The following is an 18,377-nucleotide window of genomic DNA, read 5'->3' as shown; positions in this document are numbered from 1 at the left end:
GGGAGGTGGTTTATGGATATCTCGAAAATATTAAGTGTCAGCCATGTGAAGTTAAATATGGTGGCAAAAACGAAAGACGAAGTGATTGAAGAATTAACAGATTTATTATTAGCCGATGGCGCAATCACTAACCGTGAAGAATTTATTCACGATGTCTGGCTGCGGGAAGCCGAAGGGTCTACAGGGTTTGAAAACCATATTGCCATTCCCCATGGTAAATCTTCGGCGGTCAGCCATACCACACTTGCTATTGGGCGTACTCAGCAGGATATCCCCTGGGAAACGCTGGATGGCAGCCATGTCCGCTGTATCATTTTATTTGCAGTTCGCCTGGAGGACCAAAATACCACACATATCCGTTTATTATCGCAAGTTGCCAGTGCGTTGGCGGATGATGACGTAATCGCCCGGCTGCTGGCAGAAAATAATCCACAAAATATTATTCAGCTCTTTAGTCAGTATGCTGAAACAGATATCTGCTAACCCTACAAACTCATTTATTTTTTACTGAATAGCGGTAGTGAAAATAATGAGAATAACTATCGAGAGTGATTATGAATATTGTTTGTGTTGCTGCCTGTACAGCAGGCATTGCCCATACTTATATCGCACGTGAGAAACTGATTAAAGGTGCAAAACAACTCGGCCACCAAATTAAAGTGGAAACCCAGGGTACCATTGGGACAGAAAATGAATTGCATCCCGATGATATCGCTCAGGCTGATGTCGTGATTCTGGCAATCGATGTAAAAATAAAAGGTGAGGAGCGTTTTAAAAATAAACGTGTGGTGCGTGTTAAAACCGAAGTGGTGATTAAGTCACCGGTCCAGTTTATTGAAAAAGTTGAGAAGTCATTAAGCCACGCCTGATCCTCACACTGGAGGGTTTTATCATGAAAGAAAATAAAACACCTGTTTCTCAGGAAATAAAGCGTCATTTATTAACGGGTATTTCCTGGATGATTCCCCTGATTGTTGCCGCCGGGATTTGTATCGCCCTGGGGCAAATACTGGGTGGGCCGGATGTCGGTAAAAAAGTGGATACCATCCCGTGGATGCTCAACCAAATTGGTGGTTGGGGGATGGGACTTATCGTGCCGTTAATTTGTGCCGCTATCGCTTATTCGATTGCCGACCGGCCGGGCTTTGCGCCGGGGTTAATTATCGGGTTTGTCTGCGGGCAAATTCACACCGGGTTTATTGGCGGGATGCTGGGCGGCTTTTTGGTGGGCTACACCGTATTGCTGCTCAAACGGTACATCAAGCTGCCGCAGTCCATGCAGGGACTGATGCCCATCATGATATTGCCGGTGTTAAGCACCATCATCAGTGGGCTGTTGATGATGACGTTGATAGGCAAGCCGATTGCCTGGTTGCAGGAAGTGTTGATTCAGATGCTGCAATCCATGCAGGGCGGCTCCCGCTTTGTGATGGGCGCGATTCTCGGTGCGATGGCGACGTTTGATTTTGGCGGCCCGGTGAATAAAACCATGTCGCTGTTTGCCGATGGCATGCTGGTCAGTGGTGTTTATGGCCCGGAAGCCGTGAAGTTTGTTGGGTCGATTATTCCCCCGTTCGGTATCACGCTGTCGTTCCTGCTGACCCGCCATAAATACACCCGCGCGGAAAAAGAAGCCCTGAAAGCCGCATTCCCCATGGGTATTTGCATGATAACCGAAGGGGTAATCCCCATTGCGGCGCGGGACTTATTGCGGGTGGTTGCCTCCTGTGTTGTCGCCTCGGCAGTTGCCGGCGGGTTGATTATGGTCTGGGGAGTGGAAAGCCCGGTTCCCCATGGTGGCATGTTTGTGGTGCCGTTATTCACGCATCCCTGGTTGTTCTGCCTGGCGCTGGGCATCGGCACGGTTATCTGCGGTGTCATGCTGTCGATTATCAAAAAGCCAGTCACTGAACAGGATGAAGAGTTTGACGAACTCTCAGACAAAAAAGTGGATGACGACGAAATTACCTTCACCCTGGAATAAACGGAGCGTGCCATGTTTGCTGAAATGAAAACCCTGGTCGCACAGGCACAACAAGGGCATTACGCCTTGCTTGCCATCAACTGCGTCAATATGGAAACGGCAAGGGCCGCCATTCGTGTTGCCGAACAACACCGGGCACCCATCATCCTGAATCTGTACCAGGCGCATTTAGCGCACTTCCCGGCAGATGTTGCGCTTCCTCTGGTGAAATCTCTGGCCGAAAAAGCCCAGGTGCCGGTAACCCTGAGCCTGGATCATGGCAAAGACCCGGGCCACATTCACCGCTGTTTCCGGGCTGGTTTTAGTGGGTTGATGATTGATGCCTCGGCCTTTCCGCTGGATGAAAACGTGCAACAAACCCGGGCCGTGGTGGAACTGGCTGCCAGCGCAGGTGTGTGTGTGGAAGGGGAGCTGGGGCATCTGGGTGATGCGCCAGTCTACAACCACGCCACCAATCGCGACCTGATGACCAACCCGGCAGATGTCGCCCCGTTTATTGCCAGAACAGGTATTGATTTGCTGGCGGTATCTGTGGGCACGGCACATGGCATGTACCCGGAAGGCGTCACCCCAGAGATAGACTTTGATCGGTTGGCTGCTGTTTACCGTGAATCATCCGTGCCACTGGCACTGCATGGTGGGAGTGGTACGCCATTTGATGAACTTGCCCGCTGCCCGCAATTTGGGGTAGCAAAAATCAACGTAGGCGCGGCGGTGTTTGATGCCGGGAAAAACGCCTTACTTCATACCCTTTGCCACGATAAAAGCCGTGATATGGATGCGGTAATGGCCGTAATGGAAGAGGCCTGTATGGCTGCTATTGAGCCATATCTGGAAGCCAGCGGCGCTATCGGCAAAGCCTGATTTATTCACTGTATTACCCGTTATGCCAGCGTAAACCTGCCTGGCAGGGCTGGCTGTTACCCAAAAATGGAGAATGACGATGTTAGTATCCATGCAAGAACTCCTGAAATATACCCGCCAACACCACTTTGCGGTGGGGGCATTTAACGTGGCGGATAGTTGCTTTGTACGTGCTGTCGTGGAAGAAGCAGAAGCAGCAAACGCGCCAGCAATTATCTCTATTCATCCCAGTGAACATGACTTTGTGGGCGATGCGTTCTTTGCCTATGTGCGTGATATTACCCTGCGCAGCCCGGTGCCCTTCGTGATTCATCTTGACCACGGGGCTTCTATTGAGCATGTGCAACGGGCGATTCAGTGTGGTTTCACATCTGTAATGATTGACGGCTCCCTGCTGCCTTATGAAGAGAACGTGGCGCTCACCCGCGAAGCCGTGCGCCTGGCCCATGCGGTTGGGGTATCTGTTGAAGGTGAACTGGGTACGATTGGGCAGACCGGCACCTCGGTGGAAGGAGGTGTGTCCAAAGTCACCTATACGGACCCGGCGCAGGCGGAAGACTTTGTAAACCGCACCGGTGTGGACACCCTGGCTGTCGCCATTGGTACTGCACACGGTATCTACCCGAAAGGCATGCAACCACAACTGCAGATGCACATTCTGAAAGATATTGCCGGGCGTACTTCCATTCCTCTGGTGCTGCATGGCGGCTCAGCCAACCCCGATGCGGAAATTGCTGAGTCCGTCACTTTGGGTGTGGGGAAAGTGAATATCTCCAGTGATATGAAATATGCCTATTTCCAGAAAGTGCGCGAAATACTCGGCAAAGAAACCTGGTGGGACCCCAACGTTATTTACCCTGAGCCAATCAAGGCCGCGCGTGAAGTGATCCGCTACAAAATGAAGCTATTCAATTCCGTAGATAAAGCCAGCCTGTACTGAGCAGAGTGGCTGGCACAGAGCCGGTTATCTATTGTGTGATAACCGGCCTGAATCACATTCCGGTGTGCTGATGCACGCCGTTTTGCCTGAAGGGAGGTGTACCGTGTTACAGGCTGGGCTGGATATTGGTGGCACGAAAATCGCCGCGGTGGTGCTGGACAGCACGGGCCGGGAGTGTGGGCGGTGGCGGCAACCCACGCAAAAAAACAGCTATGAGCAGTTTCTGGAAAGCGTCAGCCAGTTGGTAAATACCCTGCGCCAGCAGCTTGCGGAACCCTTTTCACTGGGGATTGCGTTGCCGGGCAGTGTGTCGCCGGTTTCCGGGCGCATTCGCAACGCCAATATTTTGGTGCTGAACGGGCAACCGCTGGCGCAGGATTTGGCTGCGCGCCTTGGGCAACCTGTTACCCTGGCGAACGACGCTAACTGCTTTGCGCTCTCTGAAGCCAGAGATGGTGCCGGTGCGGGGTACAGCAGTGTGTTCGGTATGACATTAGGCACTGGCTGCGGCGGTGGCCTGGTGATTAATAACCAACTGATTATTGGCGGGTATGGCTCAGCGGCGGAGTGTGGCCATATTCCTTTGCCCGGGTATCTGCCAGAGAATGATGGCCCTGCTGTGCGTTGCTATTGTGGGCAGGAAAACTGTGCCGAAAGCTTTGTTTCGGGTACAGGCCTGGCGCGCGGGTACCACTTGCTGGCCGGGGAAGAGGTTTGTGGTGAGCAGGTGATAAGCCGTGCGCAGGCTGGTGACTCAGCCGCGCTGCAGCAGGTTGCCCGTTTCCGCAGCCAGCTCGCCCGCCTGCTGGCAACAGTCATTAATGTGGTGGACCCGGCAGTGATTGTGTTGGGTGGCGGGTTATCGCAATCCCCATTGTTGCTGGAAGGTGTGGCGCAACAGGTTGCTCCCCGGGTATTTACCGATCACTTCCAAACCCCGATTGTTACTGCACAGCACGGGGCGAGCAGCGGAATGCGCGGTGCAGCATGGCTGGGTGCTGAACAGGGGAGCCGGTAACCACCAGTGCTGTGAACCACTGCGTCATGGCTGCAACGGTTGTGACAGGCGGCACAATGAAACGTGACCGTGGCAACAATTTCCTGTTATTGCCAAAAAAATCGTTGTTTAAACTCGCCAGCTGTGTTTGTATATTTTTTAACGTAAAAATAACACAACACAGGCCCCAAATGACTGCAATCCGCAATGCACAGGCTCTACTACTTACCGCGCTAACCGCCGCGGTAGTGGTCGTCGTGCGTGTGGTGGTGGTCGTCGGCAAAGCGCCGTAGGGTCTGAATCAACGCACGATTCCAAACCCCGCCGGCGCAAACCGGGCGGGGTTTTTACTTCCTACTCGCCCAACAACGCTGGCCCAGAAGAAAAAAGGATACTGGAGCATGGCAACAACGGGCAGCAGCATATCGCAACCTCAGCGCATGACAGGCGCGCAGTTAATTGTTCACTTACTGGAACGGCAGGGGATAACCCAGGTCACCGGCATTCCTGGCGGTACCGTGTTACCGCTGTATGATGCGTTAAGTGAAAGCAAACAAATTCGCCATATTCTGGCTCGCCACGAACAGGGGGCTGGTTTTATCGCCCAGGGAATGGCGCGAACCCAGGGAAAACCCGCAGTGTGTATGGCCTGCAGTGGGCCGGGCGCGACCAACCTGGTGACAGCCATTGCCGATGCCCGGCTGGATTCAATTCCACTGGTGTGTATCACCGGCCAGGTGCCGTCCGCCATGATTGGCACCGATGCGTTCCAGGAGGTGGACACTTACGGCATCTCCATTCCCATTACCAAACATAACTACCTGGTGCGCCATATCAGCGAATTACCGCAGGTTATCAGTGACGCGTTCCGTATTGCTCAGTCTGGCCGCCCGGGCCCGGTGTGGGTGGATATCCCGAAAGATATTCAGACGGCGGAAATCGACCTTGATTGCCTGCCTGAACCAGGCGAGCGCCAGGGGGCTCCGGCATTTTCCTCCCAGGCAGTAAGTGAAGCGGCGGCGATGATTAACCAGGCAAAGCGCCCGGTACTCTACCTGGGCGGGGGCGCCATTGGGGCTGCTGAGCAGGCGCGCCAGCTGGCGGAAACTGCCAACCTGCCAACCACCATGACATTAATGGCGCTGGGCACGCTGCCTTCTCACCACCCGTTATCACTGGGCATGCTGGGGATGCATGGCGCAAGAAGCACTAACTATATTCTGCAGGAAGCAGACTTACTGGTGGTGATGGGGGCGCGTTTTGACGACCGCGCCATTGGTAAAACGGCAGAGTTTTGCCCCAATGCCAAAATTATTCATGTGGATATCGACCGGGCGGAACTGGGGAAAATCAAACAGGCCCATGTTGCCATTCAGGGTGATGTCAGCGAGGTACTGGCGCAGTTACTGCCCCAGGTGATGCCACAACCCCGCACAGAGTGGCGCGCGCTGGTGAATGATTTACAGCGCGAGTTTCCCACCCACTTCAGCAGTGAAGACCCATTATCCCATTATGGCCTGATCAATGCGGTTGCACAGTGTGTGGATGACAACGCGGTGATCACCACCGATGTGGGGCAGCACCAAATGTGGGTGGCGCAGGCTTACCCGCTGAACCGCCCGCGCCAGTGGCTGACTTCCGGCGGCCTGGGCACAATGGGCTTTGGCCTGCCAGCGGCGATTGGCGCAGCACTGGCGGAACCAGAGCGTACGGTGATTTGTTTTACCGGCGATGGCAGCCTGATGATGAATATTCAGGAAATGGCAACGCTTGCGGAAAATGGCCTGAATGTGAAAATTGTACTGATGAACAACCATGCGCTGGGCCTGGTGCATCAGCAGCAAACCCTGTTCTATAACCAGAATGTTTATGCCTGTACCTATCCTGGCATGACGCAATTCATGCCGATTGCCGCCGGGTTTGGTCTGGCAACCTGCGATTTAAATGCAGCGCCTGACCCGCAGGCTGCACTGCGCGAGGCAATATCCCGCCCGGGGCCGTGCCTGATTCATGCCAGCATCGACCCGAATGAAAAAGTGTATCCGATGGTACCGCCAGGTGCGGCCAATACTGAAATGGTGGGGGAATAAGCCATGCAACAACAACATTGTGAAGCCGTTATCCTGGAACTAACCGTGCATAACCACCCGGGCGTGATGTCCCATGTATGTGGGTTGTTTGCCCGCCGGGCATTTAACGTTGAAGGGATTTTGTGTCTGCCACTGGAAAATGGCGAACAGAGCCGTATCTGGTTGCAGGTGCTGGATGACCAGCGCCTTGAGCAAATGATTAGCCAGATAGACAAACTGGAAGATGTAGTACAGGTTACCCGCCATGAAGCGGATCCTGGCGTGTTTAATAAGCTGGGGCTGTTTTTCCAGTAACGCTTTTCTGTTGGTTCAGGTACCGGCCGGGAGGTTCGCTTCCGGCCGTTGGCTTTATGTGTGATACCCGCAGCTCTTCCCGCCGGTCAATTTACTGCGCCAGCCGTGTTGCGCCTTTCCCCTGTTGTATGCCTGGTGCTTCATTCGCGTTTTTAGAAACTTTCATATATGAAAAAGCGAATATGTTTTTGACTTTTTAAAGATGAAGCGCGACACTGCCTGGCAGTTACAGGAGAACCCGTATGGCACAACTTACCCCGCTGGCATTATTCAAGTATCTGTCTGATGAAACCCGTCTGAACATTATTCTGTTGCTCAGAGAGATGGGCGAAGTTTGTGTGTGCAACCTTTGTAGCCTGCTGAACCAGTCGCAGCCAAAGATTTCCCGCCATCTGGGGATGTTACGGGAAAGCGGGCTGCTACTGGGCCGCAAGCAGGGGAAATGGGTGCATTACCGCCTGTCGCCGCAAATACCTGCGTGGGCCGCACAAGTGATTGAACAGGCCTGGTTAAGTGAGCAGGAGGCTATTCAGAACTTAACCCGGGTTCAACGGGTGGAAAGCAGTACAGGCTGTGGTGCGCCAGTGTGTTAGGTATTAACTTTTCATATTCGAAAAAACAGATGTAATAAGTTGGGCGGCATTCGGTGCTGGCTCATTTTTTATGGTTACTCAGAGCAGCGTTGCTGTTCTGCCTGGAGGGGTTATGTTGCTGGCCGGAGCTATTTTCATCCTGACTATTGTATTGGTTATCTGGCAGCCGAAAGGGCTGGGTATTGGCTGGAGCGCTATGCTTGGTGCAATACTCGCGCTGGTAACGGGTGTGGTGCAGCTCAGTGATATTCCTGTGGTGTGGCATATCGTCTGGAACGCAACGGCGACTTTTATCGCCATTATTATTATCAGCCTGTTGCTGGATGAATCCGGCTTTTTTGAATGGGCCGCGTTGCATGTGGCTCGATGGGGCAATGGCCGTGGGCGGCTGTTATTTACCTGTATCATTCTGTTGGGCGCAGCAGTATCTGCGTTGTTTGCCAACGATGGCGCTGCCCTGATTTTAACGCCTATCGTCATTGCCATGCTGCTGGCGCTGGGGTTCAGCAAAGGTGCCACCCTGGCTTTTGTGATGGCGGCGGGTTTTATTGCCGACACCGCCAGCCTGCCGCTGGTGGTTTCCAACCTGGTGAATATTGTTTCTGCTGACTTCTTCCGCCTGGGGTTCAATGAATACGCCTCAGTGATGGTGCCCGTAGATATTGCGGCTATCCTTGCTACCCTGGTGATGCTGCACTGGTTTTTCCGCAAAGAAATCCCACCTGAATATGATCTTGCCCGCCTGAAAGACCCGGCGCTGGCTATTAAAGATAAAGCCACGTTTAAGACGGGCTGGGTGGTGCTGGTGCTGTTGCTGCTGGGCTTTTTTGTCCTGGAGCCAATGGGTATTCCGGTGAGCGCCATTTCTGCGGTGGGCGCGCTGGTATTATTTGCGGTTGCGAAACGGGGCCATGGCATTAACACCGGTAAAGTGCTGCGTGGTGCGCCCTGGCAGATAGTGATTTTTTCGTTAGGGATGTACCTGGTGGTGTATGGCCTGCGCAACGCCGGGCTGACCAACTACTTGTCTGGCATTCTGGACTGGCTCACCGGGCAGGGCCTGTGGGCGGCAACATTAGGCACCGGGTTCCTGACTGCGTTTCTGTCTTCCATTATGAATAATATGCCCACTGTACTGGTTGGCGCGCTGTCGATTGATGGCAGCACAGCCACGGGTGTTATCAAAGAAGCAATGGTGTATGCCAATGTGATTGGCTGCGATTTGGGGCCGAAAATCACCCCAATTGGTAGCCTGGCAACATTGCTTTGGTTGCATGTGCTTTCTCAAAAGAACATGCGGATAACATGGGGTGGTTACTTCCGCACCGGCATTATCATGACCCTGCCGGTCCTGTTTGTGACGCTGGCGGCACTGGTGCTGCGCCTTTCTTTCACTTTGTAATGAGATACTGCTATGAGCAACATCACCATTTACCACAACCCTAATTGCGGTACTTCACGCAACACGCTGGAGATGATCCGTAACAGCGGCGCAGAGCCTGAAGTTATCCTTTACCTTGAAACCCCGCCTGCGCGGGATGAACTGGTGAAACTGGTTGCCGATATGGGCATTTCCGTGTGGGCGCTGCTGCGTAAAAACGTTGAGCCATTTACCGAGCTTGGGCTGGAAGAGGGTAAGTTCTCCGACGACCAGTTGATTGATTTTATGTTGCAGCACCCCATTCTGATTAACCGCCCGATAGTTGTGACCCCACTGGGAACCCGGTTGTGCCGGCCATCTGAAGTGGTGCTGGATATTCTGCCAGGTGAGCAAAAAGGCGCGTTTGCCAAGGAAGATGGCGAGCAGGTGGTGGACAACACCGGTAAGCGGTTGAAGTAAAGCCTGAGTTTAAGTAAAAAATAAGGGGCAATGGTGTTCTGGTTACTGCCAGCGCCATTGCCCCATTTTCAGCCTGCCTGGTCTGCAAAGGGTACTTTGCTGTAAGACCAGGTATCTATCCGGATATCTGATTTCGCAGTAAATGAAGGCCAGTGGAATGTTTTTATGGTGAAAGACCAGGTGTAATATTCTGCGCCTGTGTCCTGCATCGTCACCTTCAGTGTGCGCCATTTTTCATCGTGGCAATGGGTGTGGCGCGCAAAATCGCGTTCAGTAAAACAGGCCTTTATTTTTTCTGCAGAGGAAAATGGCAGGTTACTAAAAGCGGTGCGCCAGGTGCCGTCTGCTTCCAGAACAATAAAATCCGCATAATTTTCTTCCCGCTCGCCACTGGCATAAGCAGAAGACCAGTTGTGAATCAGGGCAATCGCCTGTTGTGTTTTACTGACCGGGTAAATGGCCGGGAACAGTGTCAGGCCGCCTTTGGTCAGCCCGTCATGCTGGTATGCGTCATCGGTATTGCTGTGGCGATACTGGGCAAGAGACCAACTGGTTTCTTGTTGAAAACCACCCGCAACACTTCTGATTTTTTTCACTTCAAACTGCGGGGTAACGGCATAGAACAGGCTGTTATCATGCGCTTTACGCCACAAGATTAACGGGCTTTCCGGGCCACAGTCATCAAAGATGGCCGGGCAAATGGCGGCAAAGTGTTCATTGCTGGCAGGCAACTTTTCCAGGGCGAGAGGCTCGATGACTGGAGAAGACAGTGCCGCCAGTGCAGGGTGGGCACAAGCTAATAACAGCAGGTTGGTTATTGTTCTCACCGGGAAACTCCTTGTACATTACTCCCCTCCATGGGGCGGTTTCTGATAATCCGCCCGGTGAGTTAAACGGTAACTAAATAAACAATGACACTGTTGCAATATTTACGCAGTATTCAGCCAGCCATTCAGGGAAACCCCTCTCCCACAGGTATTAATCAATATGGGCACAATGTTGTTGTATAACTTGTTCACCCAGAGAGCCGAATAATGCCCGGGTGGCTGAATGAAATGCCCGAAGTTGTGCAAATGCGGGCTGAATTAACTGGGGGTGTTTACGCGGTGTGAGCGTTAATTCGCATTCTGCCAAATGGCGGACAGCCTCCACGGCATTGTCGTTAATAAGCCGGGTTATTTCATCTTCGATTTCTTTGAGCCAGCGCCGCCGCTCTGCAATGAGAAAGGGCGCATTCAGGTTCAGCAAGGTGATGGTGTAATCAGCTTTAGCGGTGTCTTCTGCAGATAACCCACTTTTAGGCTGAATACTTCCATCCAATGGTAAATAGACAAAATAATCACGGCAGTTTGCTGACTGCGGGGAAATAAATAAATTTGGGTTATAGAGACTACCTTTATGGTGCCCGGCAAATCTGGCTGAACCGGTATAGGTTTTTAAATCCTGATCTGAAAGGGCGCTACGCAGCAGATTTAACTCATCGAACGTGCGAGCAGGAAAGAGGCTTTTGGGTTGTTCATGTTCGAAATGAGAGCCAATACCATGGGTGTTTTGTATATCCGCTAAATTAAGTTCTGTATAACAACACAAACCAAATTGCTCGACCAGAAGTTGGTGAAACAGCGTATTACGGTTGTCTCTGAAGTTTTTCCAGGCACGCCTCGCCGCATCGTGTGTTGCCGGAATACCATTATTGGCTTGTGCCGCCGCCAGGTTGGCGTTGCCGCGCACTTGTTTTTTTATTCTGCGCATTTCCCTAAGAACTCCTTACGCTGAATCGCTCTGTCTGCGGCTGCGAGGTCAGAATGATGTTCTCCCATCATCTCCTGAAGTTGGGCTCTTAGCGCCAGCGCCTGTGCGCTTTTTCCCATTCCTGATTCAATCATGACGAAGTACTCTTTGAGCATATCGCTGTGATTAAGCGGAGGGCGGGTATCCACGCCCAAAACCTGGGTCAGAACATAGTGGCTTTGCTCACCAAAAGTATTACCAAGTGGTTTATGAGCGGTGTGCTGGCCCAAAATTAAAATTTGCTCTTTTCTTACTGTGGTCAATACCTGGGGACTGTGAGTGGTAACAATAAATTGCAAGCCGGGAAATGCTGCTCCAAGATTTTGTAATACAAGCTGTTGCCACTGAGGGTGAAGATGCATATCAACTTCATCAACCAGTACCATTCCCTGCGTTTTTACTACGGCATTTTCCTGAAGATGGCTGTTGAGGCGAACACAACGGTAGGCAATATCAGCGACCATACCAACCATATTACGGACACCATCACTGAGCATGGAAACCGGAACATTACCTTGTTCAGGATGGCTGGCGATAATTTCTTTCGCTGTCGCGCTATAACGAATATTGGACCAGCCTGATGGCTGTAGTACGGTATTAACCGCCGTTGTGATTGCTCTGAGCAGGCGGCTACGTAATGTATTGCCTGAAACTAATGCATCAGATAATCCCGACTCTTCAAGGATTTTCATTTTGCGCTCCAGTTCAGCAATTGTTTCATCACGCAACCAGACGGCAAATGCAGCGTAGCTGGATTCTGGGTCCATACAATCGCGATACCCTTCGAACCGGCTGGATTTACTCAGTGAAGCAACTTTTACTGAAGAGAGCTTTTTCTGTTTCCATAAACGGCCAGTACCGTAATAACCGAATAAAGGTAATTCTGCAGGCTTATTATCCTGCACATCTTTCTGTAGTTTTTTAGCAAAATCCTTCAGGCTTTTAACTTGGGTGGTTCGGCCTTTAAGGGTATTTCTCACCCTGCTCCAGCTCTCAGGAAATTCGCCCGGACCACCCTGCCAGGTTGTGCAGCTAATAGTTACCGGGAATTGGTATTCCATCGTGAAGGTATCATCAGCATCTTCCAGAATATGCTTAGCCAGGTGAATTTCGTTGTCATGAACGCCACGATCAATCCCCGTTCCCAGTGCTGTGAAAAATTGACCATAGGCAATTGAGATAGCATCAAGAATAGAGGTTTTCCCCTGGCCGTTTAAACCGACGAGGACATTTATTCCCGGACCAAATTCGCATTCAAATTGCCGGAACCCTCTGAAATTTTTCAGAAAGAGTTGTTTCAATTTCATGATAGATGACCCACAGCCCTGAAGGTTGCACAATGTGATTATTTGAAACGCTTGCCGTATTCTGCCAGCAAACGTTTCAGGATGGTTATTCCCCTTCCCCCGGGAACAGGAACGGGTTGATGCTGCTGCGGGCGAAGCCTTCCTGCTCCATGCGGGCATCCAGCACCAGGGAGGCCAGGTCATCGGCAACGGCTTCGACGTTCGGGTCTTTTTCCTGGTAGAGCACCTTCAGGTAGGTGCCGCAGTCGCCACAGCTTTCTGCTTTAATGGCGGCCTGCTCGCTGTCCAGCGACCAGTAATGCAAATCGCGCGTCTGTTCGCAGTTGCTGCATTTTACCCGCACCATGTGCCACTCGGTTTCGCACAGGTTGCAGTGCAGGTAACGCAGGCCACTATTGCTACCAATATGCACCATGCTGGAGACTGGCATGCTGCCACAGACCGGGCAGAACTGGCGGTGTTCGCCATATTCAGCGCGGGCTTTACCCGGAATTAACGCGGCCATTTGCGCCCAGTACAGTGACAATGCGCCCCAGATAAAAGGTGCTTTATCGCTGCTGACTGCCACAAAATCACTGGCAAACAGGCTGGTTGCCATGCTCTCCAGTTCCTGCTCAGACGCCTTCTCCAGGTTTTCAATCACGGCCAGTGCCGGGCCGCTCATTTCCGGCTTCAGCTCAGCAATCAGTGAATGCAGGAGTTTATGCCAGTGTTTATCACGCGGCAGGGTGTGAATATCCAGCGGCGGTTTACCACTTTCGGCCGCACTGGCAATCAGGTTGGTGAGGTCCAGTTGCAGTGGGTGGTCGTACAGCACCACTTCCTGGGCATGGGCTATCAGTGCTGCAAAACGCAGGTAATCACCCAGTGGGTTACTCTCTGCCAGCTCACGCAGGCGCTCTGCCCGGCGGTTATAAAGATTCTTGAGTCTGGGGAATAATAACGGCGGAATCATATCCGCCGTGCGTTTTTCGCTCTTCTCCAACTGATCTTGCGGAATAATGCGAATACTCATTCAGTTGATTTTTCCTGTTTCTGGCGTAGTTCGCGGAACCAGCGGGGGTGGTGTTTTTTCGCCCAGGCGCTGGAAACCCAGCCTTCCACCATGGCGGTAATCGTCCCTTTCACCCACAGCGCCGCGTAGATATGCACCATGATAACCACAATCAGGGCCACTGCCGCAAATGAATGTACCAGTAATGCGGCACGAATGAGCGGAATCGGGAAGGCACTGGCAAAATAAGGCCGCCAGATAACCACGCCACTTGCCAGCAACAGGAGCAGGCAAATAATCGCCGCCCAGAACACACATTTCTGGCCGAAGTTATACCGCCCGGTATCGCCAACTTCCTCATTTCTCGCAATTTTATGGATGTTTTTCGCCCACAAAATATCGTCGCGATTAATCAGGTTATGGTGCCAGTAACGGAAGAACATGATGATAAACGACGCGAACATCACCACCCCGGCGAAGGGGTGGAGAATACGGGCCAGTTGCGGCGTACCAAAAATGTTCATCAGCCAGTTAAAGGAAGGGAAGAAGAACCCCAGCCCACTGACTGCCGCCAGCAAAAAACAGAACGCGGTTATCCAGTGGTTAATGCGCTCTGGTGCGGTGTAGCGCACTATTTTTTTGTCGGACTTTTTCATTGGCGGCCCCCGTTATGGTTACCCTGGTCTCGGTCATCGTCCTCGCCATCATCCTGGTCATCGGCCCGGTTCGGGCCAACACCCACATAGTGGAAAATGCTGGCGGCGAAGGTTGCCGCAAAGCCGATAGCGGCCAGTGGTTTCCATACCCCTTTCCAGAATTTCACTGTCGGGCTGATGGACGGGTTTTCCGGCAAGCCGTGATACAGGCCAGGTTTGTCGGCATGGTGTAACACATACATAACGTGAGTACCGCCAACGCCTTGTGGGTCATACAACCCGGCGTTATCGAACCCACGGGTTTTCAGCTCGCTGATACGCTCGCTGGCGACGTTTTTCATGTCTTCTTTGGAGCCAAAATGGATGGCGCCAGTCGGGCAGGTTTTCACACAAGCGGGTTCCTGGCCCACAGTAACCCGGTCCACACACAGAGTGCATTTGTAAACCCGGTTGTCGTCCGGGTTCATGCGCGGGACATCGAACGGGCAACCGGCAATGCAGTAACCACAGCCAATACACTGCTCAGACTGAAAATCCACAATGCCGTTGGCATACTGAATAATAGCACCTTCCGATGGGCAGGCTTTCAGGCAGCCCGGGTCGGCACAGTGCATACAGCCATCTTTGCGGATTAACCACTCCAGTTTGTCGTTCTGCTCCACTTCGGAAAAACGCATCACCGTCCAGGATTTGGCAGTCAAATCTGCGGGGTTGTCGTACACCCCGACGTTGTGACCGATTTCATCCCGGATGTCATTCCATTCAGAACACGCCACCTGGCAGGCTTTACAGCCAATACAGGTGGTGACATCAATAAGCTTCGCCACTTCCTGCTGGTGGTCCCGCGCTTGTGGCGCGGGGGTAACACCGTTGGTTGCGGAACGACGAATGATGTCTTGCGATTGATAAGCCATAAATCGTCTCCGTTACACTTTTTCCACGTTGACCAGGAAGGTTTTGAACTCTGGCGTTTGGGTATTGGCATCGCCCACGAACGGTGTCAGCGTATTGGCGATAAAGCCTTTACGCGCCACACCTTCGTAGCCCCAGTGAATCGGCACACCGATGGTGTCGATGTCTTTGCCATCCACCTTCAGGGTGCGAATACGCTTGGTCACCACCGCTTTGGCTTTGATATAGCCACGGTTAGAGGAGACTTTCACTGTATCGCCATGCGCAATTCCCAGTTTGTTCGCCAGTTTTTCACCAATTTCCACAAACTGTTCTGGCTGCGCGATAGCGTTAAGCAGGGCGTGCTTGGTCCAGTAGTGGAAGTGTTCCGTCAGGCGATATGTAGTGCCGACATACGGGAATTTGTCGGCTTTCCCCATGGCGTCACGGTCGTCGTTAAACAGGCGTGCCGCCGGGTTGGAGACCACATTCGGGTGTAACGGGTTGGTGCCAATTGGCGTTTCAAACGGTTCATAGTGTTCCGGGAACGGCCCTTCTGCCATTTTGTCGATGGCGAACAGGCGGCCCATGCCTTCCGGCTGCATGATGAACGGCCCGACACCACTGCCAGGTGCTGCAGTGCTGTAATCCGCAACATCCACGCCACCCCATTTGGCTCCGTCCCATTTCAACAACTGGCGTTTTGGATCCCACGGGTTGCCCTGTGGGTCTGCAGACGCACGGTTGTAGAGAATGCGGCGGTTAAGCGGCCAGGCCCATGCCCAGCCCAGGGTATTCCCAAGCCCCGAAGGGTCGGCGTTATCACGGCGCGCCATCTGGTTACCTTCTGGTGTCCAGCTACCGGCGAAAATCCAGCAGCCACTTGAGGTGGTGCCGTCATCACGCAGGTGGGCGAAGGTGGACAATTGCTGGCCTTTTTTCACCAGCACATTGCCTTTATCGTCCAGGATATCCGCCAGAGCTTTACCGTTGCTTTCCCGTGCCACTTCTTCGGTATCTGGCGCTTGTGGCGTGAGGTAATTCCAGCTCATGTTCAGCACTGGCTCAGGCACCGTGCCGCCTTCACTGGCGTACATTTCGCGCAGACGCAGGTAAATACCGGCAAGGATTTCGCCATCATTCAGCGCTTCCCCTGGGGCATCTGCACCTTTCCAGTGCCACTGCAGCCAGCGGCCAGAGTTGACGATAGATCCATTCTCTTCTGCAAAGCAGGTAGAGGGCAGGCGGAACACTTCGGTCTGAATAGTGGACGGGTCCACATCATTCGATTCGCCGTGGTTTTGCCAGAATGTCGAGGTTTCGGTGTTCAGTGGGTCGATAGTTATCAGGTATTTCAGCTTCGACAGCGATGCCACGACTTTGTTTTTATTCGGGAACGACGCCACCGGGTTAAAGCCCTGGCAAATGTAGCCATTCACTTTCCCCTGATGCATCATCTCGAAATACTGCAACACGTCGTACATCTTGTCCCATTTGGGCAGCCAGTCGAATCCCCAACTGTTTTCTTTAGTGGCGTGTTCCCCGAAGAAGGCTTTCATCATGGAGACGAAGAATTTCGGGTAGTTGCCCCAGTAGTTTACCTGGCCGGGCAGCGTGGGTTTGGGCGTGCTGGCTTGCAGGTAAGTTTCCAGGCTGGTCTGTTTTTCACTCGGCAACGAGAGGTAGCCAGGCAGGCTCTGCGACAGCAGCCCCAGGTCCGTCAGCCCCTGAATGTTGGAGTGCCCGCGCAGGGCGTTAACCCCGCCACCTGCCATGCCCATATTCCCCAGTAACAACTGGATCATCGCCATGGTGCGGATGTTCTGTGCTCCTACGGAGTGCTGTGTCCAGCCGAGGGCATACAGGAACGAGGTGGTTTTGTCTTTCGCACTGGTTTCGGCAAGGTATTCGCACACCTGCAGGAAATCTGCTTTGGGTGTCCCGCAGATATTTTCCACCATCTCAGGCGTATAGCGTGATACGTGGGTTTTCAGCAGGTTCCAGACACAACGCGGGTGGCTTAATGTGGTATCGCGTTTCGCAAAGCCCTGGTCATCCAGCTCGTAATGCCAGGTGGTTTTGTCGTATTTGCGGGTTTGCTCGTCATAGCCTGAGAACAGACCATCTTCGAAGCTGAAATCTTCACGCACTATCAGGCTGGCGTTAGTGTAGGCTTCGACATACTCGCGGTTAATTTTGTTGTTGGTAATCAGGTACAGCAATACGCCTGACAAGAATGCGATGTCAGTACCGGAACGGATTGGCGTGTAAAAATCAGCGACAGACGCTGTACGGGTAAAACGCGGATCGACAACAATCAGCTTCGCGCCGTTGCGGATTTTGGCTTCCATCGCCCAGCGGAATCCAACCGGATGCGCTTCAGCGGCATTGCCACCCATTACAACGACAAGATCGGCGTTCTTGATATCCACCCAGTGGTTGGTCATGGCACCACGACCAAACGTCGGAGCAAGACTTGCTACCGTTGGTCCGTGTCAGACACGCGCCTGGTTATCGACCGCCAGCATACCCAGCGACCGGGAAAATTTTTGGGTGAGATAGCCCGATTCATTGCTTGAGGCGGATGCGCACAGCATGCCGGTAGTGAGCCAGCGGTTTACTGTGGTGCCCTGATCATTCTGCGCGACAAAGTTAGCGTCGCGGTCTTCCTTCATCAGTTTGGCGATGCGTTCAAACGCCTCTGACCAGGAAATACGCTGCCATTTATCAGAACCTGGTGCGCGGTACTCCGGGTATTTCAGGCGGCTTTCACTGTGGATAAAATCCACCAGACCAGCACCTTTCGGGCACAATGCGCCACGGTTTACCGGGTGATCCGGGTCCCCTTCGATATGGAAAATTGAGGATTTTGCATTTTTTGCGCCGTCGCCGAGGCTGTACATCAACAGCCCACAACCGACTGAACAATATGTGCAGGTATTGCGGGTTTCGCGGCTGCGCAGCAATTTATATTGCCGGGTTTCCGCTAACGCTTCACCTGGGGCAAACCCCAGTGCCGCAGCTGTTGTACCTGCCATACCGCCAGCGCAGATCTTAAAGAACTGCCTTCTGCTGACCTGCATGGTTTACTCCTTGTTCGACATTGTCACGGTTATTTTCTTTTTTGCGGTGTGTG

General features: G+C 52.7%; 19 protein-coding genes. 12 read left to right on the top strand and 7 right to left on the bottom strand.

Annotated elements, in window-relative coordinates; genetic code table 11:
- Positions 1 to 12 precede the first annotated feature (12 nt).
- From DES37_RS16910 to arsC, 12 genes are all read left to right on the top strand, one after another.
- Positions 13 to 483: a PTS sugar transporter subunit IIA gene (locus DES37_RS16910; protein ID WP_036110999.1), complete on the top strand. Its 471-nt coding sequence runs from the start codon at positions 13 to 15 to the stop codon at positions 481 to 483.
- Positions 484 to 554: 71 nt separating this feature from the next.
- The gene (locus DES37_RS16905; protein WP_036110996.1) at positions 555 to 869 is read left to right on the top strand and encodes a PTS fructose transporter subunit IIB; all 315 of its coding nucleotides are present in this window, start codon (positions 555 to 557) and stop codon (positions 867 to 869) included.
- A gap of 23 nt (positions 870 to 892) precedes the next feature.
- Positions 893 to 1,984 carry a PTS fructose transporter subunit IIC gene (locus DES37_RS16900; protein ID WP_036110993.1) on the top strand — a complete coding sequence of 364 codons (1,092 nt, stop codon included), beginning with the start codon at positions 893 to 895 and terminating at the stop codon, positions 1,982 to 1,984.
- A 12-nt stretch (positions 1,985 to 1,996) separates the two neighbouring features.
- Entirely contained in the window at positions 1,997 to 2,848 is an 852-nt protein-coding gene (locus tag DES37_RS16895; RefSeq protein WP_110026937.1) for a class II fructose-bisphosphate aldolase, read from the top strand.
- 79 nt (positions 2,849 to 2,927) lie between these two features.
- Positions 2,928 to 3,788 (top strand): ketose-bisphosphate aldolase, encoded by an 861-nt coding sequence (locus DES37_RS16890; RefSeq protein ID WP_110026935.1) that lies wholly within the window; start codon positions 2,928 to 2,930, stop codon positions 3,786 to 3,788.
- 103 nt (positions 3,789 to 3,891) lie between these two features.
- Positions 3,892 to 4,806, top strand: coding sequence for an ROK family protein (locus DES37_RS16885; protein ID WP_110026933.1), 915 nt, complete (start codon positions 3,892 to 3,894; stop codon positions 4,804 to 4,806).
- A 170-nt stretch (positions 4,807 to 4,976) separates the two neighbouring features.
- Complete coding sequence (ivbL, locus tag DES37_RS16880; RefSeq protein ID WP_110027050.1) at positions 4,977 to 5,078, top strand: ilvB operon leader peptide IvbL; 102 nt, start codon at positions 4,977 to 4,979, stop codon at positions 5,076 to 5,078.
- A 108-nt stretch (positions 5,079 to 5,186) separates the two neighbouring features.
- Positions 5,187 to 6,875 carry an acetolactate synthase large subunit gene (gene ilvB, locus DES37_RS16875; protein WP_110026931.1) on the top strand — a complete coding sequence of 563 codons (1,689 nt, stop codon included), beginning with the start codon at positions 5,187 to 5,189 and terminating at the stop codon, positions 6,873 to 6,875.
- 3 nt (positions 6,876 to 6,878) lie between these two features.
- Entirely contained in the window at positions 6,879 to 7,169 is a 291-nt protein-coding gene (gene ilvN, locus DES37_RS16870) for an acetolactate synthase small subunit (protein WP_036110976.1), read from the top strand.
- 242 nt (positions 7,170 to 7,411) lie between these two features.
- Positions 7,412 to 7,762: a metalloregulator ArsR/SmtB family transcription factor gene (locus DES37_RS16865; protein ID WP_110026930.1), complete on the top strand. Its 351-nt coding sequence runs from the start codon at positions 7,412 to 7,414 to the stop codon at positions 7,760 to 7,762.
- A gap of 112 nt (positions 7,763 to 7,874) precedes the next feature.
- Positions 7,875 to 9,164 (top strand): arsenic transporter, encoded by a 1,290-nt coding sequence (locus tag DES37_RS16860; RefSeq protein WP_036110970.1) that lies wholly within the window; start codon positions 7,875 to 7,877, stop codon positions 9,162 to 9,164.
- Between the two features lie 12 nt (positions 9,165 to 9,176).
- Complete coding sequence (gene arsC / locus DES37_RS16855; RefSeq protein WP_110026928.1) at positions 9,177 to 9,602, top strand: glutaredoxin-dependent arsenate reductase; 426 nt, start codon at positions 9,177 to 9,179, stop codon at positions 9,600 to 9,602.
- A 68-nt stretch (positions 9,603 to 9,670) separates the two neighbouring features.
- Here arsC and DES37_RS16850 read toward each other — a convergent pair whose 3' ends face one another.
- From DES37_RS16850 to fdnG, 7 genes are all read right to left on the bottom strand, one after another.
- Positions 9,671 to 10,429, bottom strand: coding sequence for a hypothetical protein (locus DES37_RS16850; RefSeq protein ID WP_110026927.1), 759 nt, complete (start codon positions 10,427 to 10,429; stop codon positions 9,671 to 9,673).
- Positions 10,430 to 10,580: 151 nt separating this feature from the next.
- On the bottom strand, positions 10,581 to 11,354 hold the full coding sequence (locus DES37_RS16845; protein ID WP_110026925.1) for a retron system putative HNH endonuclease: 774 nt from the start codon (positions 11,352 to 11,354) through the stop codon (positions 10,581 to 10,583).
- Positions 11,342 to 12,700 carry an AAA family ATPase gene (locus tag DES37_RS16840; RefSeq protein ID WP_170123789.1) on the bottom strand — a complete coding sequence of 453 codons (1,359 nt, stop codon included), beginning with the start codon at positions 12,698 to 12,700 and terminating at the stop codon, positions 11,342 to 11,344. Before DES37_RS16840 ends, DES37_RS16845 begins: the two co-directional genes overlap by 13 nt.
- Positions 12,701 to 12,785: 85 nt before the next feature.
- Positions 12,786 to 13,715 carry a formate dehydrogenase accessory protein FdhE gene (gene fdhE / locus DES37_RS16835; protein ID WP_036110959.1) on the bottom strand — a complete coding sequence of 310 codons (930 nt, stop codon included), beginning with the start codon at positions 13,713 to 13,715 and terminating at the stop codon, positions 12,786 to 12,788.
- A complete protein-coding gene (gene fdoI, locus DES37_RS16830) occupies positions 13,712 to 14,350 on the bottom strand; it encodes a formate dehydrogenase cytochrome b556 subunit (protein ID WP_110026923.1) in 639 nt (212 codons plus the stop codon). The genes fdhE and fdoI overlap by 4 nt, the downstream gene beginning before the upstream one ends.
- Positions 14,347 to 15,264 carry a formate dehydrogenase subunit beta gene (gene fdxH / locus DES37_RS16825; RefSeq protein WP_036110953.1) on the bottom strand — a complete coding sequence of 306 codons (918 nt, stop codon included), beginning with the start codon at positions 15,262 to 15,264 and terminating at the stop codon, positions 14,347 to 14,349. Before fdxH ends, fdoI begins: the two co-directional genes overlap by 4 nt.
- 12 nt (positions 15,265 to 15,276) lie before the next feature.
- On the bottom strand, positions 15,277 to 18,324 hold the full coding sequence (gene fdnG, locus DES37_RS16820; protein WP_146211529.1) for a formate dehydrogenase-N subunit alpha: 3,048 nt from the start codon (positions 18,322 to 18,324) through the stop codon (positions 15,277 to 15,279).
- Between the last annotated feature and the right edge of the window lie 53 nt (positions 18,325 to 18,377).

It is taken from the genome of Mangrovibacter plantisponsor (assembly GCF_003182475.1).
GTDB classification, from domain to species: Bacteria; Pseudomonadota; Gammaproteobacteria; order Enterobacterales; family Enterobacteriaceae; genus Mangrovibacter; species Mangrovibacter plantisponsor.
Note: the sequence above shows the minus strand (reverse complement) of the source record. Positions and strands in the feature narration are given on the sequence as shown.